The sequence below is a fragment of the Cellulosimicrobium sp. NPDC055967 genome (assembly GCF_042269845.1).
GTDB lineage: Bacteria > Actinomycetota > Actinomycetes > Actinomycetales > Cellulomonadaceae > Cellulosimicrobium.
In genome coordinates this window covers 41495-64359 of record NZ_JBHJYJ010000003.1, presented here as the reverse complement: position 1 = coordinate 64359, position 22865 = coordinate 41495, and the positions used below count along the sequence as shown (strand labels likewise).

General features: G+C 71.9%; 18 protein-coding genes and 1 tRNA gene. 11 read left to right on the top strand and 8 right to left on the bottom strand.

The window, feature by feature from the left end; all coding sequences use genetic code 11:
• Positions 1 to 9 precede the first annotated feature (9 nt).
• The 4 genes from ACFC2L_RS05120 to ACFC2L_RS05105 are packed head-to-tail and all read left to right on the top strand — an operon-like array spanning position 10 to position 2418.
• Entirely contained in the window at positions 10 to 786 is a 777-nt protein-coding gene (locus ACFC2L_RS05120) for a DUF881 domain-containing protein (RefSeq protein ID WP_375823227.1), read from the top strand.
• Positions 783 to 1568 carry a class E sortase gene (locus ACFC2L_RS05115; RefSeq protein WP_375823226.1) on the top strand — a complete coding sequence of 262 codons (786 nt, stop codon included), beginning with the start codon at positions 783 to 785 and terminating at the stop codon, positions 1566 to 1568. The genes ACFC2L_RS05120 and ACFC2L_RS05115 overlap by 4 nt, the downstream gene beginning before the upstream one ends.
• Positions 1568 to 1762: a hypothetical protein gene (locus tag ACFC2L_RS05110; RefSeq protein WP_375823225.1), complete on the top strand. Its 195-nt coding sequence runs from the start codon at positions 1568 to 1570 to the stop codon at positions 1760 to 1762. The genes ACFC2L_RS05115 and ACFC2L_RS05110 overlap by 1 nt, the downstream gene beginning before the upstream one ends.
• Positions 1759 to 2418 carry an aminodeoxychorismate/anthranilate synthase component II gene (locus ACFC2L_RS05105; RefSeq protein ID WP_375823224.1) on the top strand — a complete coding sequence of 220 codons (660 nt, stop codon included), beginning with the start codon at positions 1759 to 1761 and terminating at the stop codon, positions 2416 to 2418. The genes ACFC2L_RS05110 and ACFC2L_RS05105 overlap by 4 nt, the downstream gene beginning before the upstream one ends.
• 148 nt (positions 2419 to 2566) lie before the next feature.
• On the opposite strand, the gene pknB is transcribed toward ACFC2L_RS05105, so the two are convergent.
• The 7 genes from pknB to ACFC2L_RS05070 all read right to left on the bottom strand — a co-directional run bounded on the left by pknB (position 2567) and on the right by ACFC2L_RS05070 (position 12102).
• Positions 2567 to 4627 (bottom strand): Stk1 family PASTA domain-containing Ser/Thr kinase, encoded by a 2061-nt coding sequence (pknB, locus tag ACFC2L_RS05100; protein WP_375823223.1) that lies wholly within the window; start codon positions 4625 to 4627, stop codon positions 2567 to 2569.
• 121 nt (positions 4628 to 4748) lie between these two features.
• Positions 4749 to 6341, bottom strand: a complete 1593-nt coding sequence (locus ACFC2L_RS05095; RefSeq protein WP_375823222.1) for a protein kinase — start codon at positions 6339 to 6341, stop codon at positions 4749 to 4751.
• Positions 6338 to 7804: a peptidoglycan D,D-transpeptidase FtsI family protein gene (locus ACFC2L_RS05090; RefSeq protein WP_375823221.1), complete on the bottom strand. Its 1467-nt coding sequence runs from the start codon at positions 7802 to 7804 to the stop codon at positions 6338 to 6340. Before ACFC2L_RS05090 ends, ACFC2L_RS05095 begins: the two co-directional genes overlap by 4 nt.
• Positions 7801 to 9459 carry an FtsW/RodA/SpoVE family cell cycle protein gene (locus ACFC2L_RS05085; RefSeq protein WP_375823220.1) on the bottom strand — a complete coding sequence of 553 codons (1659 nt, stop codon included), beginning with the start codon at positions 9457 to 9459 and terminating at the stop codon, positions 7801 to 7803. The genes ACFC2L_RS05090 and ACFC2L_RS05085 overlap by 4 nt, the downstream gene beginning before the upstream one ends.
• Positions 9459 to 10874, bottom strand: coding sequence for a Stp1/IreP family PP2C-type Ser/Thr phosphatase (locus ACFC2L_RS05080; protein ID WP_375823219.1), 1416 nt, complete (start codon positions 10872 to 10874; stop codon positions 9459 to 9461). The genes ACFC2L_RS05085 and ACFC2L_RS05080 overlap by 1 nt, the downstream gene beginning before the upstream one ends.
• Before the next feature lie 6 nt (positions 10875 to 10880).
• Positions 10881 to 11384, bottom strand: a complete 504-nt coding sequence (locus ACFC2L_RS05075) for an FHA domain-containing protein (RefSeq protein ID WP_375823218.1) — start codon at positions 11382 to 11384, stop codon at positions 10881 to 10883.
• A 10-nt stretch (positions 11385 to 11394) separates the two neighbouring features.
• Complete coding sequence (locus ACFC2L_RS05070) at positions 11395 to 12102, bottom strand: DUF3662 and FHA domain-containing protein (RefSeq protein ID WP_047230883.1); 708 nt, start codon at positions 12100 to 12102, stop codon at positions 11395 to 11397.
• Between the two features lie 326 nt (positions 12103 to 12428).
• Here ACFC2L_RS05070 and ACFC2L_RS05065 point away from each other — a divergent pair.
• Together ACFC2L_RS05065 and ACFC2L_RS05060 are read left to right on the top strand one after the other, a co-directional pair.
• Positions 12429 to 12511: transfer RNA gene (locus ACFC2L_RS05065), tRNA-Leu, on the top strand.
• A 939-nt stretch (positions 12512 to 13450) separates the two neighbouring features.
• Positions 13451 to 14779 (top strand): threonine/serine exporter ThrE family protein, encoded by a 1329-nt coding sequence (locus ACFC2L_RS05060; RefSeq protein WP_375823217.1) that lies wholly within the window; start codon positions 13451 to 13453, stop codon positions 14777 to 14779.
• 33 nt (positions 14780 to 14812) lie between these two features.
• On the opposite strand, the gene ACFC2L_RS05055 is transcribed toward ACFC2L_RS05060, so the two are convergent.
• Entirely contained in the window at positions 14813 to 16405 is a 1593-nt protein-coding gene (locus ACFC2L_RS05055) for a LuxR C-terminal-related transcriptional regulator (RefSeq protein WP_375823216.1), read from the bottom strand.
• Positions 16406 to 16788: 383 nt separating this feature from the next.
• On the opposite strand from ACFC2L_RS05055, the gene ACFC2L_RS05050 reads away from it, so the two are divergent.
• The 5 genes from ACFC2L_RS05050 (at position 16789) to ACFC2L_RS05030 (ending at position 22857) form a co-directional block, all read left to right on the top strand.
• Entirely contained in the window at positions 16789 to 18009 is a 1221-nt protein-coding gene (locus tag ACFC2L_RS05050; protein WP_375823215.1) for an amidohydrolase family protein, read from the top strand.
• Positions 18010 to 18184: 175 nt separating this feature from the next.
• Positions 18185 to 19594, top strand: coding sequence for a glutamate decarboxylase (locus ACFC2L_RS05045; RefSeq protein ID WP_375823214.1), 1410 nt, complete (start codon positions 18185 to 18187; stop codon positions 19592 to 19594).
• A gap of 93 nt (positions 19595 to 19687) precedes the next feature.
• A complete protein-coding gene (locus ACFC2L_RS05040; RefSeq protein ID WP_375823213.1) occupies positions 19688 to 20422 on the top strand; it encodes a hypothetical protein in 735 nt (244 codons plus the stop codon).
• Between the two features lie 49 nt (positions 20423 to 20471).
• Positions 20472 to 21155, top strand: coding sequence for a GAP family protein (locus ACFC2L_RS05035; RefSeq protein ID WP_375823212.1), 684 nt, complete (start codon positions 20472 to 20474; stop codon positions 21153 to 21155).
• Position 21156: 1 nt separating this feature from the next.
• Complete coding sequence (locus ACFC2L_RS05030; RefSeq protein WP_375823211.1) at positions 21157 to 22857, top strand: cation:proton antiporter; 1701 nt, start codon at positions 21157 to 21159, stop codon at positions 22855 to 22857.
• The last annotated feature ends 8 nt before the right edge of the window (positions 22858 to 22865 follow it).

Sequence of the window (22865 nt, the reverse complement as noted above, 5' to 3'; positions counted from 1 at the left end):
AGACGGTCCGTGAGCAGCACCGACCCCGCCTCCGCGACGCCGGACGAGCCTGCCGCACCCCCGCGCTCGCGCCGGGTCCGGTCCGCCGTGACCGTCGCCCTCGTCCTCGCGCTCGCCGGCGTGATGTTCACGGCGAACGCACGGCTCGCGCGGGGCGACGACTCGCGCCACCCCGAGAACCTCGCGCAGCTCGTCGACCGGGAGTCGGACCGCGTGGCGGACCTGTCGGCCCAGGTGGACGCGCTCACGGAGGAGATCGCGGGACTGTCGCAGACCGGCGACGCCCCGCCGGGCGTCGACCCCGACCTCGCGTCGCGCACCGCGGTCGCGGCGGGCACGACGCCGGTCAGAGGCACGGGCCTGTCCGTCACGCTCGACGACGCCCCTCCCGAGGGCAACTACCCGCCGCAGATCCGCCCGGACGACCTCGTCGTCCACCAGCAGGACATCCAGTCCGTCGTCAACGCCCTGTGGGCCGGCGGCGCGGAGGCGATGACGCTGCAGGGCCAGCGCGTCACCGCGACGTCGGCGTTCCGCTGCGCGGGCAACATCCTCCTGCTGCACGGGCGCGTGTACTCGCCGCCCTACGTCGTGGAGGCCGTGGGCGACCCGGACGCCCTGCGCGACGCCCTGGAGCGCTCGCCGGGCGTCCAGGTGTACCAGGAGTACGTCGACGCGGTGAACCTGGGCTGGTCGGTCGAGGACAAGTCCGACCTCGAGCTCCCCGGATACCAGGGCGCGCTCGAGCTCCGCTACGCCCGCCCCTCCGACGCGGTGGCGTCGTGACGGCCACCGCGCCCGTGCCGGTGCGGCACGCGGGCCGCCGCGCCTCCGGGCGCGGGGCCGTGTCCACGGTCGTCGGCGTCGTCGGGGAGCTGCTCATCACGCTCGGCATCCTCCTGGGGCTGTACGTGGTGTGGCAGCTCTGGTGGACGGACGTGCAGGCGGACCGCGTGCAGGCGCAGGTGCTGGAGGAGATGGGCGCGCCCACCCCCGACGCCGCGGACGTCGCGCCGGAGACGGCGGTCCGGCGGGACGCACCCCCGGTCATGGCGCCGCCCGCCCTCGGCGAGGTGTGGGGCACGCTGTACGTCCCGCGCTGGGACGGCAAGATGATGCCGATCGCGGAGGGCACGGACAAGCGCTCGATCCTCGACCAGGCGATGGCCGGGCACTACCCGGAGACGGTCATGCCGGGCGACGTCGGGAACTTCTCGGTCGCCGGGCACCGGCAGACGTACGGCAAGATCTTCCACGACGTGGAGGAGCTCCAGATCGGCGACCCGATCGTCGTCGAGGCCGGCGGGGTCTGGTACGTGTACCGCGTGGACCACATGCAGGCCGTGAAGCCCGACCAGGTGGAGGCCGTGGCGCCCGTCCCGTGGCAGCCGGGCGTCGAGCCGACCGAGCGGTACCTCACCCTGACGACGTGCCACCCGATCGGGCTGAACTCGCTCGTGGCCCGGTACATCGTCAACGCGAAGCTGGACTACTGGATGCCCGTCGAGGACGGCACGCCGCCGGACCTCGTGGGCCAGGCGGCCCCTGCCGCCGAAGGGAGCGCGTGATGTACGGGGCGCTGTGGCGCGTGCTGCCCGGGCCCGCGTGGGTCCGGGTGCTGATCCTGCTCGTCCTCGCGGCCGCCGTGGTGCTCGCGTGCTTCGAGTGGCTGTTCCCGATCGTGTCCGCGTACATGCCGTTCAACGACCCCAACATCCAGACCGACGCCGCCGGCGCAGCGTCCGTGGAGGCCCCGCGATGACCCACCAGACCCGCATCCTCGTCGTGGACAACTACGACTCGTTCGTCTACACGATCGTCGGCTACCTCGACCAGCTCGGTGCCCAGACCGTCGTCGTGCGCAACGACGCCGTGCCCGAGCCCGACGCCGAGGGGCGGTTCCACGACGCCGACGGCACCGTCTTCGACGGCGTCCTCGTCTCCCCCGGCCCGGGAACCCCCAAGGAAGCCGGGCAGAGCGAGCAGGTCATCCGCGCGTGCGCGGCGTCCAGGACGCCGATGCTCGGCGTGTGCCTGGGGCACCAGGCGCTCGCCGAGGTGTACGGCGCGACGGTCACGCACGCGCCCGAGCTCATGCACGGCAAGACGAGCCTCGTCGAGCACGAGGGCGAGGGCGTCCTGGCCGGGCTCCCGGCGCCCTTCACCGCCACGCGGTACCACTCGCTCGCCGTCGTGGCCGACACCGTGCCCGCCGAGCTCCAGGTGACCGCCTCGACCGCCGGTGGCGTCATCATGGGCCTGCAGCACCGCGACCTGCCCCTGCACGGCGTCCAGTTCCACCCCGAGTCCGTGCTCACGGAGGGCGGTCACCGCCTGCTCGCGAACTGGCTCGAGGCCTGCGGGCTGGACGACGCCGTGGAGCGCTCGGCGGGTATGGCACCGCTCGTCCGCCAGTAGCCCCGGGAGCGACCCGTCCGTGGCCATGGCACGGGCACAGGACTCCAACCCCGCTGGTCCCGCCGGCTGACCGCTCGTCCGCCGGACGACGACGGGCCCCCACCTCGCGAGGTGGGGGCCCGTTCGTCATGCCGGGCCGGGCGGCGCGTCAGTCGCCGTTGTTGCCGCCGTTGCCTCCGCCGCCCCCACCGCCGGGGCCGCCGCCGTTGTCGCCACCGGTCGACGGGCCGGGGCCGGTCGACACGATGAGCGAGACCTCGGTGCCGACGGGGACCTCGGAACCACCCCGCGGGTCGGAGCCGATGACCGTACCGGCGGGCCACTGGTCGGACTCCTGCGTCTGCCGGGTGCCCGCGTTGAGCTCCGCGCCGCCGAGCGCGTCCCTCGCCTGGTCCTCGGTCATCCCGACGAGGTTGGACGGGACCGTCGTCGTCTCCGCGGCACGCGGGATCGCGACCTTGAGGGTCACGCGCGACCCCTGGGGGACGCTCCCGGCGTTGGGCTGCTGCGAGAGGACCTGGTTCTCGGCCTCGTCGGACTCCTCGTCGCTGCGGTCGACCCCGAGACCGAGGGCCTCGATCGTCGCCTTCGCGGCGTCGAACTGCTGACCGGTGACGTCAGGCAAGGCGACGAGCCCGCTCGACACCAACAGGTTGACCGTCGACCCTGCGGGCACGGACTGGCCCGCGCCCGGGTCCGTCCGCGTCACGGACCCCTTCGCGACGTCCGGGGAGTCCTCCGTGGCGACGTCGCCGACGTTGAGACCGTTGTCCGCGAGGTACTGCCGGGCCTCCTCCTGGGTCTTGCCCTTGAGGTCCTGCAGCGTGACGGCGTCCGGTCCGGCGGAGAAGAACGCCGTGACCGTCACACCGAGCTCCTGGGTGGTGCCTCCCGCCGGGTCGGTCTTCGTGAACGTCCCCTCGGGCTCGGTCGACTCCTGGTCAATGGCCTGCGCGTACTCGAAGCCGGCGTCGGTGATCGCCTTCTCGGCCTCCTCGGGCGTGATCGGCGCCGAGAGCGTCGGGACCGTGCCCGTCGTCGGCTCGTCCTCGCCCTGGCTGTTGATGACGAGCATGGTGATGATCGCCGCGAGGGCGAGCACGCCGATCGCGATGAGGGTCCACATGAGGCCCTTGCGGCTCTTGGGCTCCTCCTCGTCCTCCCCCGGGACCTCGTCCCCGGGCGGGACGGCCGGTGCGACGCTCGTCGCCCACGGGTTCGGGGTGGCGGCCGCGGGCGCCATGACCTGCGTGGCGGACTCGACCATCGTCGGCTGGAGGTCGGCCGCCGCCGCGGCGGCACCGAGGCCCGCGGCGGCTGCGGCCACCCCGAGCGCCGGGGCCGTGATCGCCCCGCCCCGCACCGCGTTCTCCAGGTCCGCGCGGAACTCTGCGGCGTTCGAGTAGCGGGCCGTGCGGTCCTTGGCGAGCGCCTTGAGCGTGATGCGGTCCAGGACCTCGGGCACGTCGGGCGCGACGGCGCTCGGCGTCGCCGGGGCCTCGCGCACGTGCTGGTAGGCCACCGCGACGGGCGAGTCGCCGATGAACGGCGGGCGGCCGGTGAGCAGCTCGTAGAGCAGGCAGCCGGTGGAGTACAGGTCGGAACGGGCGTCGACCGTCTCGCCACGCGCCTGCTCCGGCGAGAGGTACTGGGCGGTGCCGATGACGGCCTGCGTCTGCGTCATCGTGGCGGCCGAGTCCGCCATCGCGCGGGCGATGCCGAAGTCCATGACCTTGACGGCGCCCGTGGGCGTGATCATGACGTTCGCGGGCTTGATGTCGCGGTGCACGATCCCGGCGTGGTGCGAGTACTCGAGCGCCGCGAGCACGCCCGCCGTGATCTCGACGGCCTCGTCGATGGGGACGGCCTGGCCGTCGCGGAGGATGTCGCGGACCGTGTGGCCCTCGACGTACTCCATGACGATGAACGGGACGTGCACCGAGTTGCCGGTGGCGTCCGCGTGGACGTCCTCGCCCGTGTCGTACACCGCGACGATGGCGGGGTGGTTGAGGGACGCCGCGGCCTGGGCCTCGCGGCGGAAGCGCGCGAGGAACGTGGGGTCGCGGGCGAGGTCGGACCGCAGGATCTTGATCGCGACGGTGCGACCGAGGCGGTTGTCGTGCCCGATGTGCACCTCGGCCATGCCACCACGGCCGATGAGCTCACCGACCTGGTAGCGCCCGGCAAGCACTCGGGGAGCGTTGTCCACCACTCATTCGTCCTTCGGTGTCGTCGGAGCCGCGGGCGCGTCCGCTCGCGGCACATCTGGCGCAATCATCCCACTGGAGGGCGTCCGGGAAAGCCGGGAACACAACGATGTCGTCACGATGTCACCCTCCGGAGGGGGCCGGGGAGCCCGACGCGGCGTCGTCGGGGACCGTCTCGACGACGGCCGCGAGAGCCGCGTCGGCGTCGCCCCCGTCCCGGTCTCCCAGGGAGGCGATCGTCGCGACGACCAGCACGAGGAGCAGGCCCAGCAGCGCCACCAGCGGCCACGTGAGGCCGTTCGGCAGCCCGCCGAGGCGCCGACCCGTCGTCGTCGACGTGCGGCGGCCGGAGGACGCCCGCGACGGGGCCGCCTGCGACTGCCGTCGGGCCTCCGCCCGCGTGGCCGGTGCCGCCGACGGGGTGCTCGCGGCCGAGCCGGCGCCCGGGCGCGTGCCGCCGCGGGCGGGCTGCGGACGTCGCGACGAGCGCGTGCCGCCGTGCATCTCGCGGCGCGGCGGGTAGGCGCGGGGACCGGCCGGGTCCTCGCCCGCCGTCGTGGGGACGGGGCGCTCCCACGGCAGGGCGGGCCCGGGGGCGGGCGGCGTGTCGGACGGCGGAGCGGTCGCCTGACCGACGGGCTCGGCGTCGCTCTCGGCGAGGTGGCCACCCGCGGGCTCGGCGGCGTGGGCGCCTGGTCGGGCCTCCGGGGCGATCCACGGCGTCGCGGGGTCGACCGGGTGCGGGTCGCGCACGGCGGCCGGGATGACGAGGGGCGTGATGACGGGAGCGGGGTCGGGCTCGGGCACGGGAGGGGCGTCGTCCGCCGTCGTGCGGGCGCGCCGGGCGCGCCGCGTGTTGACGGACGCGCCGGCACGGGCGGACCACGGGTCGGCCGCGAGGCGGGCCTGGATCTCCTCGAAGACCCGCGCGAGCGCGTCGGCCGGGTGCGGCCGCGCCAGCGGGTCCTTGGCGAGCATGACCATGACGAGCTCGGAGAGCTCCGGGTCCACCGACGACGGGAGGGGCGGCACGGGCTCGTTGACGTGCGCGACCGCGATGTCGACCGGGGTGGACCCGGTGAACGGCCGGTTCCCGACGATCGACTCGTACGCCACGATGCCCAGCGCGTAGATGTCCGACGCGCCCGTGGCCGCCTGCCCGACGGCCTGCTCGGGCGACAGGTACTGGGCGGTCCCCATGACCATGCCGGTCGCGGTCATCGGGACCTGGTTGGCCGCGAGCGACACGCCGAAGTCGGTGATCTTCACCGTCCCGGACCGGTCGATGAGGATGTTGCCGGGCTTGACGTCGCGGTGCACGACGCCGGACAGGTGGGCCGCGTGGAGGGCGCGCGCCGTCTGGGCGAGGATCGGCAGGAGCCGCGCGGGCGGCAGCACCGGCTCGCGCTCCAGCAGGTCCGCCATGGGCTCGCCGACGACCAGCTCCATGACCAGGTAGCCGGAGCCGCTGGTCTCCCCGTAGTCGTACATCTGGGCGATGTTGGGGTGCGAGAGCGCAGCGCTGTTGCGGGCCTCGGTCCGCAGCCGGTTGAGGAAGTCCTCGTTCCCCGCGTACTCGGTCCGCAGGACCTTGACGGCCACCTCGCGCCCGAGCGCGTCGTCGGCCGCGACCCACACCTCGCCCATGCCGCCGACGGCGATGCGCCGCACGAGGCGGTAGCGGTTGCCGAGCGTCAGCCCCCTCACGGGCTTCATCCGTTCAACACCGCCTCCATGACCGCGCGCGCGATCGGCGCGGCGATCGCGCCGCCCGTCGCCTCGTTGCCGAGCGAGCCGCCGTTCTCGACGATGACCGCGACCGCGACCTGCGGGTCGTCGGCGGGCGCGAAGCTCGTGAACCACGCGTGCGGGGCGGCCTCGCCGCCCGTCTCGGCGGTGCCCGTCTTGCCCGCGACCTGCACGCCCGGGATCTGCGCCGCCTTCCCGGAGCCGTTCTGCACCACACCGAGCATCATCTGCGTGAGCTGGTCGGCGGTCGACGGCGACACCGACGTCCGCAGGCGGCGCGGCTCGGACTGGCGCACCACGTCGAGGTCGGGGTTGCGGATCGTCTCGACCGTGTACGGGGCCATCTGCACGCCGTCGTTCGCGATCGCCGCGGCGACCATCGCCATCTGGAGCGGCGTGACCTTGACCTCGCCCTGGCCGATGCCCGCGCGGGCGATGCCCGCCGGGTCCGCGCCCGGGGTGCCCTTCGCGGGGAACTGGCTGGGGGTGACGTCCATCGGGATCTCGAGCGGGGCGTCGAAGCCGAAGTCCTCGGCCTGGTCCCGCATCGCGTCCTCGCCGAGCGTCATGGCCAGGTCGCCGAAGGCGGTGTTGCAGGAGATGCGGAGCGCGTCCGCGAGGGTCATTTCCCCCGTCGGCGAGCAGCGCGACCCGCCGAAGTTCTTCATCGTCTGCGTCGACTGCGGGTACGGGAGCTCGTCCGGTGCCGGGATCACGGTCTCGGCCGTGTACTGCCCGCTCTCGAGCGCCGCGGCCGAGGTGACGATCTTGAACGTCGAGCCCGGCGGGTACGTGTTGCCGCGGATCGCCCGGTTCGACATCGGGTTGCCGTCGGCGTTGAGCAGCTCCTGGTAGCGCTCGCGCGCGAGGGCGGTGTCGTGCGTGGCGAGCTCGTTGGGGTCGTAGCTCGGCTTGGACACGAGCGCGAGGACGCGGCCGGTCTTCGGCTCGATCGCCACGACGGCGCCGCGCTGGTCTCCCAGCGCGTCCCAGGCGGCCTGCTGCGCCGCGGGGTCGATCGTCAGCTCGACGGACGCGCCCTGAGGCTGCTTGCCGGTGAACAGCGCGCTGAGGCGGTCGAGCCACAGCGAGCTCGCCTCGCCGTTCAGGTAGTCGTTCTCCTTGTCCTCGATCTCCGTGCGCCCGTTGGTGAGCGAGAGGAACCCGGAGACGGGCGCGTACAGCGGGCCGTTCGCGTACTGCCGCTGGAAGCCGAACGCGTCGTCCACCGGGGTCGAGGACGCGATCGCGTCGCCCGCGACGACGATCGGGCCGCGGAACTTGTTGTACTCGCGGTAGATGGTGCGGGCGTTGCGCGAGTCGTTGTTGAGCGAGTCCGCCTGGACGAACTGGATGTACGTCGTCGACACCATGAGCGCGAGGAACATGACGAGGACGACCGTCGCGACGCGACGCAGGGGGACGTTCACCGGGCTCCTCCCCAGGGGTCGGTCTCCGGGTGGGTGCCGTCGGGACCGGGACGCCGCACGACCTCCGTGCGCAGCTCGTCGGGGTGGTGGGCGGAGACCTCGCCCGTCTGTCCGACGGCGGGCTGCACGCCCGTCGTCGCGCGCGTCGGACCGGTGACGGGTCCCGCCGAGGGGCCCGCGGCGGGCGCCCCGACCGTGGTGGGTGCGTCGTCGGGCCGCGCGCCGACGGCGGGAGCGCCGCTGCCGACGACCTCGACCGGCTCGGAGTCGGGGCGCGTGCGCGCCCCGCCGGGGGCCACCTGCCCGCGCACGGGCAGGGACGAGGGCCGGCGCGCGTCGTCGGAGATGCGCAGCAGCAGGCCCACGACCAGCCAGTTCGCGAGGAGCGACGACCCGCCCTGGGCGACGAACGGCATGGTGAGGCCCGTGAGCGGGATGATCCGCGTGATCCCGCCGACGACGACGAAGAGCTGCCACGCCATGACGAACGCGAGGCCGCCGGCGAGCAGCTTGCCGAACCCGTCGCGGACCCCGATCGCGGTGCGCAGGCCGCGCTCCACGAGGATGAGGTACGCGAGCAGGATGCCGATGAGGCCCGTGAGGCCGAGCTCCTCGCCGAGCGAGGCGTAGATGAAGTCGGAGAACGCGTACGGGACCGTCCGGGGGTAGCCGGCGCCCCAGCCGGTGCCGAACAGCCCGCCGTTGCCGAGCGAGAACAGGCCGCCCACGAGCTGGCCGGACCCACCGACCTTGCGGCCGAAGATCTCGGCGTCGAACGGGTGGAGCCACACGTCGACGCGCGCCTGCACGTGGCCGAACGTCGAGGCCGCGAGGACCGCGCCGACCGCGATGAGCAGCAGGCCGATGACGACCCAGCTCACGCGCTCGGTCGCGATGTACAGCATCGCGACGAACAAGCCGAAGAACAGGAGCGACGTGCCGAGGTCGCGCTCGAACACGAGGATCGCGAGCGAGACGAGCCACACGATGATGATCGGCCCGAGGTCGCGCAGGCGCGGGAGCTGGAGGCCGAGCACCTTGGGCCCGGCCAGCGCGAGCGTGTCGCGGTTCGTCACGAGGTAGCCCGCGAAGAAGATCGCGAACGCGATCTTCGCGAACTCGGCGGGCTGGAGCGAGAAGCCGAAGACGTTGATCCAGATCTGCGCGCCGTTGATGCGCGTGCCCAGGCCCGGGACGAGCGGCAGCGCGACGAGCACGATGCCCGCGATCATCGCGGTGTACGTGTACCGGCGCAGGGTCCGGTGGTCGCGGAGGAACCAGATCACGGCGAACGCGCAGAGGATGCCGAGCGCGGTCCACTGGAGCTGGCGCGGCGCGAGGTCCTGTTGACCGCCCGTGATCTGCGAGCCGAGGTCGAGGCGGAAGATCATCGCGAGCCCGATGCCGTTGAGCGCGACGGCGATCGGGAGGATCACCGGGTCCGCGTACGGCGCCTTGAACCGCAGCAGCACGTGGGCGGCGGCCGCGAGCACCACGGTGCCGATGCTGTACACGTAGAAGCGGCCCGGGAGCTCGCCCGTGAGCTGCAGGCCCACGAGCGCGTACGCCCCGATGCCCAGCGCGAGCGCGAGGACGAGCAGACCGAGCTCCGCGCCCCGGCCGGGGCGCACCTCGGTGGTCTCCACCGTGGCCATCAGGCCCCCGAGCCGGCGCCGTCGGTGGGTGCCGGGGTCACGTCGGGCGCCCCGGCCTCCGGGGTCTCGGCGGCACCCTCGGTGGGCGCCTCCGTGGTGCCGTCGGTCGCGGGGGCGTCGGTGGACTCCTCCGCTGCCTCGGCGACGAGGCGCTCCGCGCGCGCACGGGCGTCCTCGAGCGACTCCGCGGGGATCGTGGTCTCCAGGCGGTCGACGACGTAGCCCGGCAGGTCCGCGACGCGCGTGCCCGTGAGCTCGATCGGCGTCGACAGCGTCACCGGGCCCGCGTTCTCCGGGATGCCGCGGAACACGGCGACCTGGCCGTCGGCGACCCCGACGTAGTACTGCGTCTGCGTCCAGCGGTAGCCCGCCCACCCGGCCACGCCCAGGCCCGCGACGACGAGGAGGATCGCGACGACCGTGATCCAGCGGCGTGGCGCGCGGCCGGGCCGCACGTCGTCGTCGCCGTCCCCCGGGGTGTCGGCCGGTGCCGACTCGCCCTCCGCGGGGTCGGTCGCGCCGTCCGCGGCGGGCTCCTCGGTCGCGGCGGGCGCGTTCGCGCTCGCCATGAGCGCCGCGGCCCGGGCCGCGGGGCCGTCCGCGGCCGACGTCGGCGCGTCGCGGTCGATCGCCGCGGACCCGACGATCTGCGCCCCGGTGCCGGGCGCCGCGCCGTCGGGCAGGACGTCGAGGTCCAGGATGTCCGCGACCACGACGGTCACGTTGTCCGTGCTGCCGGCGCGCAGCGCGAGCTGAAGCAGGTGGTCCGCGCACTCGTCGACGTCGGGGGTGTCCGCGAGCGTCTGGGCGATCGTCTCGGGGCTGACGAAGCCCGAGAGGCCGTCGGAGCACAGGAGCCACCGGTCGCCCGGCTTGGCCTCGCGCACCGACATGTCCGGCGTGAGGTCGATGTCGAAGTCGCCGAGCACGCGCATGACGACGTTGCGCTGCGGGTGCGTCTCCGCCTCGTCGGGCGAGATCCGGCCCGTGTCCACGAGGTGCTGCACGAACGTGTGGTCGGTCGTGACCTGGGTGAGCTCGCCGTCGCGCAGCAGGTACGCGCGCGAGTCGCCGAGGTGCGCCATCGCGAGCTTGTTGCCCGCGCGCAGGATCGCGGTGACGGTCGTGCCCATGCCGACCAGCTCGGGGTCGGTCACGCTCCGGTCCACGAGGTCCTGGCGCGCGTGGTCGATCGAGCGCTCGAGCTCGGCGAGCGCGTCGTCCGGGCCGTGCGACTCGCCGTCGAGCGGCGCGAGCGCCGCGATGGCGATCGACGACGCCACGTCGCCCCCGGCGTGGCCGCCCATGCCGTCGGCGACGACGAGCAGGTGCGGCCCGGCGTAGCCCGAGTCCTGGTTGTTGGAGCGCACGAGCCCGACGTCGGAGCGCGCGGCGTAGCGCAGGGCGATGTTCACTGCGGGCTACCTCTGCAGCTCGACGACGGACTGACCGATCCGCACCCGCGTGCCCGGACCCAGCGGCGTCACCTGGCCGATGCGCTGGTCCTCGACGTAGGTGCCGTTGGTGGAGCCGAGGTCCTCGACGAACCAGGACCCGTGCTGCGGGAAGATGCGCGCGTGGCGCGACGAGGAGTAGTCGTCGTCGAGCACGAGCGTGCAGCTCGGCGCCCGCCCGATGAGGATCGACGACGTCGTGAGGGGGATCGTCGTGCCCGTCAGCGGGCCGGCGGTGACGACGAGGCGGGACGGCCCCGCGGGCGCGGCGGGGCGCGCGGGCTCCGGCGCCGCGGCAGGGGTGGGGCCCGACGTCGGGCGCGCGGCCTGCGCGGCGCCCTTGCGGCCCCGGCGTGGCGTGATCTTGGTGCCGTACAGGTCCCGACGCAGCACCCCGATCGCGGAGAGCACGAACACCCAGAGCAGCACCAGGTAGCCCAGCCGCAGCAGGGTGAACGTGAGATCGGTCATGCGGGCCGGATCACCACTCCTCGTTGTCGGACGCGCCGGTCCAGAACATGATGCGGGTCCGGCCGATCGTCAGGGAGTTGCCGTCCAGCAGCGTCGCCGCGGGCACCTGGTGCCCCTCGACGAACAGGCCGTTGGTCGAGCCGAGGTCCGTCGCGATGACCCCCTCCGGCGTCACGCGGATCTCCAGGTGGCGGCGCGAGACCCCTGGGTCGTCGACGACGATGTCGGCCTCCGAGCCGCGGCCGATGACCGTGACCGGACCGGTGAGCAGGTAGCGCTGCCCGTCGATGTCGACGAGCGGGTGCCGCGTGCTCGGGGACGCGGACGTCGCGGGCGCCACGTTGCCCCGCACGCTCGCCGAGCGGAGCTGGAAGCGGCCGACGTCGAGCGTGTCGTTCTGCTCGAAGCTCACGCTCACCGGGCCGACGAAGGCGTAGTGCTGCGACGCCGCGTACTGCGTGACGTTCGACGCCAGCTCGTCGGCGAGCGTCTCCGCGCCCCACCCCTCGACCTGGCCGAAGTCGTCCACCGACAGCTCGATGGTGAACTCGTTGGGCACGACGGTGCGCTCGCGGTCCACGACGGCGGCGCGGTCGTCGACCTCGCGCCGCAGCGCGCTCGCGAGCTCGACGGGCTTGACCTCGCTGCGCCCGACCTTGGCGAACGCGTTGTTCACCACGCGCTCCACGCCCTTCTCGAAGCGGTCCAGGACTCCCATGCCACCTCCTCCCTCGTGCTCGCTCGTGCCGCGGCTCGTGCCGCGCGGTCGTCGTCTGCTCCTCCGGCCGTGCTCCTGGTGGCCCCCCGTGCATACCCGCGTCCCGGGCAGACTACCTAGATCGTATCGATCACGTCTGCGCCGGAGGCCCGATTCGTCGCACGATCTCCGGACGGATGTGGCGCGTTCGTGGTGGACCGTGTGAACGTCGGGCGCGCGGTCGTCGGCGCCTCGTGGCGGTGCGCGACGACAGGCACGTGGCGGCCGTCACGTCGGGCCGGGCGGTGCCAGGCGCCGTCGTGCATCGTGCTAGTCTTCTGCGGCACGCGCGAGTGGCGGAATGGCAGACGCGCTGGCTTCAGGTGCCAGTGTCCGAAAGGGCGTGGGGGTTCAAGTCCCCCCTCGCGCACGTGGAGAGGGTTTCGACTTCCGAGTCGGAAGGCCCTCGGAAAGTCCCGGTCAGGTGATCCTGGCCGGGACTTTCTGTGTTGGTGGGCCGGTGTCTGGGCGGTGCTGAGCGCTCGGCGGTGGTGCAGGCCGGTCGAGCTCGGCCGCCCTGGCCTCGCCGTCGCCGCGTCGGGAGTGCCAGCGGTGGAGCCCGAGGGTGCTCGCGGCGGTGAGGCTGCATGGTCGTCCGGGCCGCGAAGGTGCCGTCGGAGTGGACCCGACCGGGATGGTGGTCTTTCTCGGGTCGCCGGTGCCGGTGAATGCTGAGTCCGCCGTGCCGACGGTGTTTTTTCCAGACGGGCGCGTCTCGCGACGTCGGTGTCGAAGCCGGCCGTCTCGCCCGTGCACAGACACCGGGGACGCCCTGGATATCACCCGATGCCTCACCCGGGTATCTGCTCGGCGTCGACATGCTCGTGGGGCAAGGCCGTGGTAGCAAGGGAGCCGAAGAGCTCGCAAACCTTGTCCGGCCTGGTTCGACGAAGGAGTGGTGAACATTTGTCTGTCTCACCGTCCCTGCAGCGCGCGCCTCTTGTCGCGCGAACTCCCCTGGTCCCGTCTATGGCTGGATAGCTCGTGAGCGCTGACGACCGGCCAGGGCGTTCGCCGTGCTCGAGGACGCACCCGCACCCAGGTCCGAACAGCCCGTCGCGACCACCACAGGAAATAACGCGTGGGCTGACTTCGAATCACACCGCGATCTTCTTTTCAAGATGCTTCTCGGCGCGGCTCGCCAGCTCCGGTGCTTGCCGACACGGGCACATGGCGGACGCAGCAGGGCTGGTCGTCCCCACCGACGGGGGCGCCGCTGTCCTGTCGAGCGACGCCCGTAGCGGAAGGTCAAGAGCCCGTGACTGAGGACGCACCTCGGGAGCGCATCACGGATCGTGTCGTCGCGGCTGTGCGATCGCTCCGCGTGCTCGGCGACCGTCAGTCGACGCAGCGCGCCCTGGAGCCGGAGCGCGGCCTGCCGGGACTGCTCGGCGCGGTCGGCGCCGCGTTGCTCGCGTCCACCAGCGCGACCAACGACGTGCAGGACACGCTCAACGAGCTCGCGGCGCGATACGGCAGACCCGAGCTTCGTGTCTACGTCCTCCCCACGCTCATCCTGATCGAGGACCCCACGACGACGCAGACCGCGGTGTTCCCTGCGGAAGGGAAACCTCTGCGGCTGGACCAGGTCGGCGCGATCGACCACATCGTGCGACACGCGCTCGGTGAGCAGCCGCCCCCTGACGGCGTCATCGCCCGGATCGCCGAGGTGACCGCCAAGAATCCACGGTTCGGCCCGATCCTCACCGTGCTGGGTCACACGCTGTTGACCCTCGGCTTCGGGCTCGTCGTCAACCCCGCGCTCAACGCTCTACCCGTCTACGCCGTGCTGGGCGTCGTCGTCGGCACGATCGTGCTGTACGGCTCACGGATCGCGACCCTCGCACTGATCCTCCCGGTCTTCACCGCGTTCACGGTGACGGTCCTCGTCGGGCTCGTCGCCCGACCGCTCGTCGACGACAACTCTCTACGTCTCGTCGCACCGTCACTGGTGTCGTTGCTGCCCGGGCTCACTCTGACGATCGCCGCGGTGGAGCTCACCTCGGGCCAAGTCATGGCCGGCGCAAGTCGACTGGTCTACGGGATCGCGCGCCTCGGCCTTCTCACGTTCGGGGTCTTCGCCGGCCTGTCGGTGATCAAGGAGACGGCGACGAGCAGCGACGCGAGCCAGCTCGGCGCGTGGGCCCCGTGGTGCGGGCTCCTCCTCGTGGGCCTGGGCTACTACGTGTTCGAATCCGCCCCGCGCGGGTCACTCGTCTGGATCCTCTATGCGCTCGTGGTCGCCTACGCCGCCCAGTCCTTGGGCAACCTCCTGCTGGGGGCGGAGCTCTCCGGGCTCGTCGGCGCTCTGGTGGTCGTCCCTGCCGTCTACTTCGCGGCCCGGTACCCCGGTGCCCCACCACCGCCGATCATGCTCACCTCTGCCTACTGGCTGCTCGTGCCCGGATCGATGGGGTTCATCGGACTCACCGAGGCTGCGTCCGGAACAGCCGGTGCGGCGCACACGATCATGGCCACGCTGGGCTCGCTCCTCGCGATCGCCATCGGCATGCTCCTGGGAGGAGGACTCAGCAAGGACGCGGGCGCGGTGCTGAGAGTCTGGCACCACCGATCGAGCCGTCACGCACCGAAGACGACGCTCCCAGCGCGCACGACCACGACGCACGGGCGGACGTGAGGCGCACCGTCGTGCCCCTGCGTCGCCACGATGTCATCGGCTCCGACTCGCCGATGCCAGGGCGGTCCCGGACGTTCCGGGCTCGCTCTCGATGGTCGCGTTCGTGGCGAAGAGCGCGCTCAGCTCGATCGCCTCGTTTCTCGTCGAGCATCCGAGCTTGCGGTAGATGGACTTGAGCTGTGACTTGATCGTGTTCGGCGAGACGTGGAACCGGGCAGCCAGCTCAGCGACCGTGCGATGGAGCGGGAGCGCGTACAGCACGCGCCGCTCGCTCTCCGTCAGCGCCGACCGGTTGGGCACGTCGCGCAGCTCGAGGCCGTCGACCGACCGGTCGAACTGGAGAGCCGACCGGTCGCCCAGGCGATCGCGGACGGCGTCGACGAGCTGCCGAGGCGTCGACGCGAGCAGCCGACGGATGTCGCCCGTGCTCGCGGCGCGAGCGATGGCGAGCGCCGTGTGGTGGCTGACCCTCCCGTTGTGCGCCAGCTCGAGCCAGGCCGAGAGCACCACGTGCTCGGCACGCAGACGAGGGCCGAGCGGCGAGTCGCCGGCGAGCCGCCGGAGCGCCTTCGTCGCGGCGTCCAGACGGCCCAGCTGGAGGTCGACCCTGACGGCGGCGAGCCTGGTCATCGGCCCGCAGCGGGCGCGATCCTCGGCCAGGCGCCGTGCGGTGACCTCATCGCCCATCGCGAGCAACGCCTCGATCGACACGGCCGCGACGATGTCGTCGGCGATCGAACCGTGCTGACGCGCATGCGACTCCTGAGCGAGCTCGGCCACCTCGATCGCCTCGCTCGGCCGGTGCTGAGCGACGAGCGCGCGTGCACGGGCGAGCAGCGCGAACGGCCACGTCATCTCCACGCTGTGGTAGGGCTCGAGCCCCGCGAGCCGCAGCTCCATGTCCGCGCTCATCCGGTCGACGGCGATCAGGGCCTCGGCGGTAGCCTCGGTCGCCTGCGTCGACCGCTCGTGCGCCGGGGTGGGGCCGGGCTTGTCAGAGGCCTCGTCGAGCGCCGCCCGCGCGTCGTCCAGCGATCCGCGCAGCGCGTGGGCGAGGGCGAGCCGGCTCAACGCGAACCGCTCCGCATCCGGCTGGATCGAGTGCCGGCCGAGCTCTCTGGCCGTCGCGAACTCCAGGAGCGCCCGGCGTGAGTCGCCGGCCAGGAGGTACGTCGAGCCGATCTGGACGCGCGCGAACCAGAGGGGCCCGTCGGTGCGCTGGTGCCACTCGGCATCGACGTTCGCGAACCGCTCCGCGAGACGCTGGGCGCAGACCACCGCCGCCGCGACGTCCCCGCTGAGGCGGAAGGCGAGCATCTGGGCGAGGGCGAGGAAGTCGAACTCCTCCGGGCTCAGGGTCCGCGCCTCGTCGGGATCGATGAGCGGCTTGAACGGGCGGTGCGTACGTGCGAGGAGCGGCGTCATCGGATGGACGATGCGGAGCGCGAGGTACCGCTCGAGCACCGGGGGCGGCAGCCCTTCGATCGTCTGTACGAGCAGGTCGTAGTGCGAGCTGTAGAGCGGCCAGAGGTTCGTCATCGCTGCCGCCGCGATCCCGTCGGACGAGCCCGAGGCGACCGCCTGCTCGAGCGCCGCGAGCGCTCCGGCAGGGTCGTTGAGGTTCACGGCGCTCTCCGCCCCGCGCCGGTGGCCGACGCTCTCCTGGACCGGTCCCGCGCGGCCACCGTGCGCCCGGGCGCCCAGATCCACCCGTCGTCGCGAACATCGTTCGACATCGTCGTAAAAACCTCCAGATCGGCCGTTCCGGGCCGCAGGTCGACAATCCCAACCCAGTCGTACCACGGGACCCCCCCGTCAGCATGCCCAGAAAGGGGCATTCCGGGTGAAGGTGCGGGTGAAAGGCCGGGTGGTGCACCGTGTGAGGGGGCGGGGGAAATTGCTCATTCGACGTCCGGTGCGGAAGTCGTGCTGGTTAGCATCGCCGCATGAGCGCATCCACGGCGGCAACCCAGCGAATGATCATTCGGAATGTCCGAGTATTCGACGGCGTGAGCGAAAAAACGCTCGACAATGCGGACGTACTGGTCGAGGGCCAGCACGTCGTCACGGTCTCGTCGTCACCCGTGGGAGGCCACGAGACCGACGGCGTCATCGAGATCGACGGCGCGGGGAAGTTCCTCATGCCCGGCATGAGCGACGCGCACGCGCATTTGATGGGCAACGCCAACACCATGATGGATTTCGTCCAGGGTCCGACCGGGACGTTGTACGGCAACACCATCGCGGAGGCGCGGCGCATGCTCCTGCGCGGGTTCACGACGGTGCGCGACATGGGCGGGGACACGGCGCCGGTGAAGGCACTCATCGACCGCGGTGTCTTCGAGGGCCCGCGCATCTTCCCGAGCCAGGCGATGATCTCCCAGACGTCGGGGCACGCGGACTTCGCGTTCGTCTACGACGTGCCCCAGGAGTTCGGTGGTCGGCCGAGTCGCACCGACGATCTCCACTTCACGCGTGTCGCCAACGGCGTGCCGCATGTCCTCGCCGCGGTGCGCGAGCAGCTGCGGCAGGGAGCGAGCCAGATCAAGCTCACTCTCGGCGGCGGCGCGGCCTCGATGTACGACCCGTTGAGCACGCTGCAGTACACCCCGGAGGAGATCCGCGCCGCTGTGCAGGCGGCCGCCGACTACGGGACCTACGTCGCCACGCACGTGTACACCGTGGACGGCATCCGACGTGCGATCGACGCCGGCGTCCGTTCGATCGAGCACGGCCACCTGGCCGACGAAGCCACGATCCAGCTCGTCGGGGAGACGGGGACGTGGCTCTCGATGCAGCCGTTCGCAGAGCCGGACCATCACTACCCCGACCCGGCGCGCGCCGCGAAGAACGCGCAGATCTGCACGGGGACGGAGCAGGTGTACGAGTGGGCCAAGAAGTACGGCGTCAAGACCGCGTGGGGGACCGATCTTCTCCTGGAGCCGCAGTCGGCGTCCCGGCAGAGCGTCATGGCGGCGCGCATGAGCGAGTTCTACAGCAATGTCGAGGCGCTGAGGATGCTGACGTCCGGGAACGCGGAGCTGTTCGAGCTCGCAGGAGAGCGGAACACCTACCGTGCCGGAAAGCTGGGCGTCATCGGCGAGGGGGCGTGGGCCGACCTCGTCCTGGTCGACGGCGATCCGCTCGCCGACCTTTCCGTGATCGCCGACCCCGACGCGAACTTCAAGCTCATCGTCAAGGGCGGAAAGGTCGTCAAGAACACGCTCTGACCGCGGCGGAGGTGACCTCGGAGAAATCCTGGTGACCGAAAGGAGAGCGGACGCCGAGCCCGCCGGAGATGCGGTGCGACGTTCGCCGGTGGCGCGATGACGGCCTCCGCCCGATCGGCATGCCGCCACCGTCGACCCACGACCGACCCACCCCACCGAGCACCAGGAGGACAGCATGACCGTCAACACCACGAAGGCTCGCCAGACGACGAACATCGACCCGACGCTGAGCGTCAACCCGGTCTTCGTGCGACCCGGAGAGGCGACGGAGCTCGACAAGTTCAAGATGCCCGGGGGGCCGAGCCTCCCCGAGACGGCGTACCAGATCGTTCACGACGAGGCGATCCTCGACGGGAACTCGCGCCTGAACCTGGCGACGTTCGTGTCCACGTGGATGGACGACTACGCGCTCAAGCTCTACAGCGAGTCGGCCGACAAGAACATGATCGACAAGGACGAGTACCCGGCGACCGCAGCCATCGAGGACCGCTGCTGGCGGATCCTCGCGGACCTCTGGCACGTGCCCGACCCCACGGACACGATCGGGACCTCCGCGATCGGCTCCTCCGAGGCGTGCATGCTCGGCGGGCTGGCGCTCAAGCGTCTCTGGCAGGAGAAGCGCAGGGCCGAAGGAAAGTCGACCGAGCGGCCGAACCTCATCATGTCCGCCGCGGTGCAGGTCGTCTGGGAGAAGTTCTGCAACTACTGGGACGTCGAGCCCCGGTACGTGCCTGTCACGCCCGACCACCTGGTGCTGGACGGCTACAACCTCGAGGACTACGTGGACGAGAACACGATCGGCGTGGTCGCGATCCTCGGCCAGACCTTCACCGGGCTCTACGACCCTGTCGAGGCGCTCGCGAAGAAGCTCGACGAGATCGAGGCGAAGACCGGGCTCGACGTCAAGATCCACGTCGACGGGGCGTCCGGCGCCATGGTGGCGCCCTTCTGCCAGCCGGACCTCGTCTGGGACTTCCAGATCGACCGCGTGAACTCGATCAGCACGTCCGGTCACAAGTACGGACTGGTGTACCCCGGCGTCGGATGGGTGGTCTGGCGCAGCACCGCCGTGCTCCCCGAGAGCATGATCTTCCACGTCAGCTACCTCGGTGGGGACATGCCGACGCTCGCGCTGAACTTCTCCCGGCCGGGGGCGCAGGTCCTGCTGCAGTACTACCAGTTCCTGCGCCTCGGTCGGGAGGGCTACCGGGAGGTCCAGCAGAACTCGATCGACGTCGCCACCTATCTCTCGAGCGGGATCGCAGAGATCGGGCCGTTCGAGCTCATGAGCAAGGGCGACACCATCCCGGTGTTCGCCTGGGTGCTCAAGGACGGGTACACGGACAAGTGGACCCTGTACGACCTCGCCGACCGACTCCGGATGAAGGGCTGGCTCGTCCCGGCGTACCCGATGGCGGACGACATGGCCGACGTCGTCCTGCAGCGCATCGTCGTCAAGGTCGGGCTCAGCCGCGACCTCGCCTCGGCGCTCCTGGCCGACATCAGGGGCGAGGTCACGTTCCTCGACGCGCTCGACGCACCGCTCCCGCGAGAGGCCTCGAGCGGGTCGCACTTCCACCACTGAGCGGGCACGGCGGGGCGGGGGCGGTCTCGCCGCCCTCGCCCCGCGGCCGTCCCGTCCACCCGTCCTGCCGGCCCATCGAGGGGAACCGTCGCCATGAGCGAAGCGATCATGACCGCGTCCGTCCGACCACGGCCGTTCCTGGTCCCGACCCTGACGAAGCAGTGCTGGGGGTTCATGATCGGTTCGTCGTTGTTCGCGATCGGCTCGGCACCGGGGTTCGGGTCGTGGGCAGGGTCGTCGGTCGCGAACCTCCTCTACTTCGTCGGGGCGCTCTTCTTCACCGCGGCCGGGTTCGCCCAGCTGCTCCTCAGCGGGGCGGTGAGCGTCCCCGTGCACTACGCGCCCGGGCGCATGGTGCGGGCCGAGTGGCTGACCGCGGCCACCCAGTCCTTCGGCACGATCATGTTCAACGTCAGCACCACCGCCGCCCTGTACGCGCGATCGCGCCACGCCGAGACGGAGTACGTCTGGAACCCGGACGCGGCGGGGTCCCTGGCGTTCCTCGTGAGCGCCAACCTCGCGTTCGTCGCGTACGCACGCGCAGGCGCGACGTGGTGGGACCCGCGGCGGATCGGGTGGTGGTCGGTAGTCGTCAACTTCGTCGGCTGCGCCGCGTTCGCGGTCTCCGCGGTCGGGGCGTTCGTCCTCCCGAACGGGTCGGCGATCAGCAGCTCGCTCGCAAACGGCGGGACGTTCGTGGGTGCGCTCTGCTTCTTCGTCGCGTCGCTCGTCGTCCTGCCGTGGTGGAGCCGCCGGCGCGCGTCCGACGCCGTCGGCGCCGCCGCGAGGCGGGACGGGAGCCCGGGGCCGGGACCGTCGGACCGCTGAGGCGGGCGACCGGCGGGCCCACCACCCCTGGACCGACCCCGGAGGGCACGTGCTCACAGTTCTCGCAGACCTGCTGACGATCGGTGTCGCCGTGGCGATCAGCCCGCTCGCGATCGTCGCCGTCATCCTCATGGCCACGTCCGGCAAGGGGCGCACCAACGGCACGGCGTTCGTGCTCGGCTGCTACACGTTCGCGATCGTGTTCATCGGCCTGCTCGTGCTCCTGGGGCGATCGAGCGGGACGGACGAGGCAGGTTCCGAACCGCACTACGCCGTCGACGCCCTCGAGATCGCGCTCGGGCTGGCGCTCGTCGCGCTCGCGGTCGTGCAGTGGCGGAAGCGGTCGTCGACGGAGACACCGAAGTGGATGGAGAGCATCGACCAGCTCACGCTGATGAAGGCCTTCCTCATCGGCGTGCTCATCTCCGGTCCGCTGTCGCCCAAGGACCTGCCGCTGCTCATCGCCGCCGGCGGTCGGATCTCGCAGGCCTCGCTCGCCGTGGCCGAGGTCGTCGCGGTGATCCTCGTCTTCGGGCTCCTCGGCGTGACGGCGGTGGCGGTCCCGTGGGTGCTCAGCGTCGTCGCCCCGGGCCAGGTCGAGAAGAAGCTCGCCGCGCCGCGGGACTGGCTCGTCGCGAACCACGCGGTCATCATGACGGTGCTGTTCGTGATCCTGGGGACCAAGCTGATCGGCTCCGGCGTCTCCGACCTGACGACCGCCGGAGGGTCGTGACGTGTCGACCGAGATGCTGCTGGTCGTCATCTCTGCGGTCGTCCTCATCGTCGTCGTCACCGTGCTCGCCCGGAAGGTGGGCGTCGCCGGCCCGCTCGTCCTGGTGGGCATCGGCGTCGCGGTCAGCTACGTCCCCGCGATCCCTCCGATCTCGGTCGAGCCGAACCTGATCCTCGTCGGGGTGCTGCCCCCGCTCCTGTACTCCGCCGCCGTCGCGGCGCCCCGGATCGAGTTCCGCCGGGACTCGACCGCGATCGGGGGGCTCGCCGTCGTCCTCGTGATCGTCAGCGCGCTCGTGCTGGGAGTGTTCTTCGCCTGGGCGGTCCCCGGCCTGGGGCTCGGCCTCGGCATCGCCCTCGGGGCGATCCTGAGCCCGACGGACGCGGTCGCCACCTCGATCGTCAAGGAGCAGGGGGCGCCGCGCCGCGTGCTGGCGGTGCTGGAGGGGGAGAGCCTGCTCAACGACGCCACGGCCCTCGTGACCCTGCGGACGGCGATCGCCGCGGCCGCGGTGGGCTTCTCGGTGCTCGGTACGGTCGGCTCGTTCGCCTGGGCGGTGCTGTCCGCCGTCGTCGTCGGGGCCGGGGTCGGCGCGATCGCGCTGCGGGTGCGGGCCTGGACGGGGAGTGCGACCGCCAACACCGCGCTGGGACTGACCGTGCCCTACCTGGCCTACCTTCCGACCGAGGCGCTCGGTGGCTCGGGTGTCGTCGCCGCTGTCGCCGCCGGGATCGTCTGCGGACGCGGTGCGACGCGCTGGCTGACGCCGGAGCAGCGGATCTCCGACAAGCTCAACTGGCGGACGGTCGAGTTCGTCCTCGAGGGCGCCGTCTTCCTGGCGATGGGCCTCGAGCTCTACGGGATCGTCTCCCACGGCGACGCCGACGGGGCGCACCTGCTGGGTGCGCTGTGGATCGCGCCGGTCGCGCTCGTCATCCTGACGGGCATCCGCGCCGCCTACGTGTTCCCGATGCTCGGTCTGCACAACGTGCGGGTCCGCAGGTCGGTCAACAAGCGCCTCGCCGCGCGGGAGAAGGCGTTGCGCGACGGAGAGGATCCGCCTCGACCGCTGGTGGTCCTCGGCGAGCGACGGAACGCGAGCGCACCGGAGTCCATCCGTCGCCTGCGCAACGACATCGACTACTACGAAGCGGCGCCGTTGACGTGGAAGGACAGCACCGTCGTCGTCTGGGCGGGCATGCGCGGCGTGGTGACCCTCGCGGCGGCCCAGACGCTCCCGGAGCAGACCCCGGCACGGGACCTGCTGGTCTTCATCGCGTTCGTCGTGGCCGCCGGGAGCCTGATGCTCCAGGGTCTCACCCTGCCGGCTCTCGTCCGTCGGCTCAGCGGCCCGGCCGCCGACCGCGACGCGCCCGACGACGTGCGCCTCATCCATGCCGACCTGCACGACGTGGCCGAGCGAGCCGTCGCTCGCCGCACGGTGGCGCGTCCCGACTCGACGGCGTTCCCGCCGGAGCTCTACCGGTCGTCGCGGCCGTGGTTCTTCGAGATAGGTCGTGCGCGGCACGACGCCGGTCCCGACGCGCTCGAGTTCGAGCTTGCGCTGGTCGGCATCATGAGGGAGCGCCTGCGTGGCCTCACGTCCTCCGGACAGTACGACAGCGGTGCCGCGCAGTACGTCTTCGACGAGCTCGACGCGTACGAGATCACGCTGCGGCTCCACCTCGCCGGCGGCGAGTGACGAAGAGC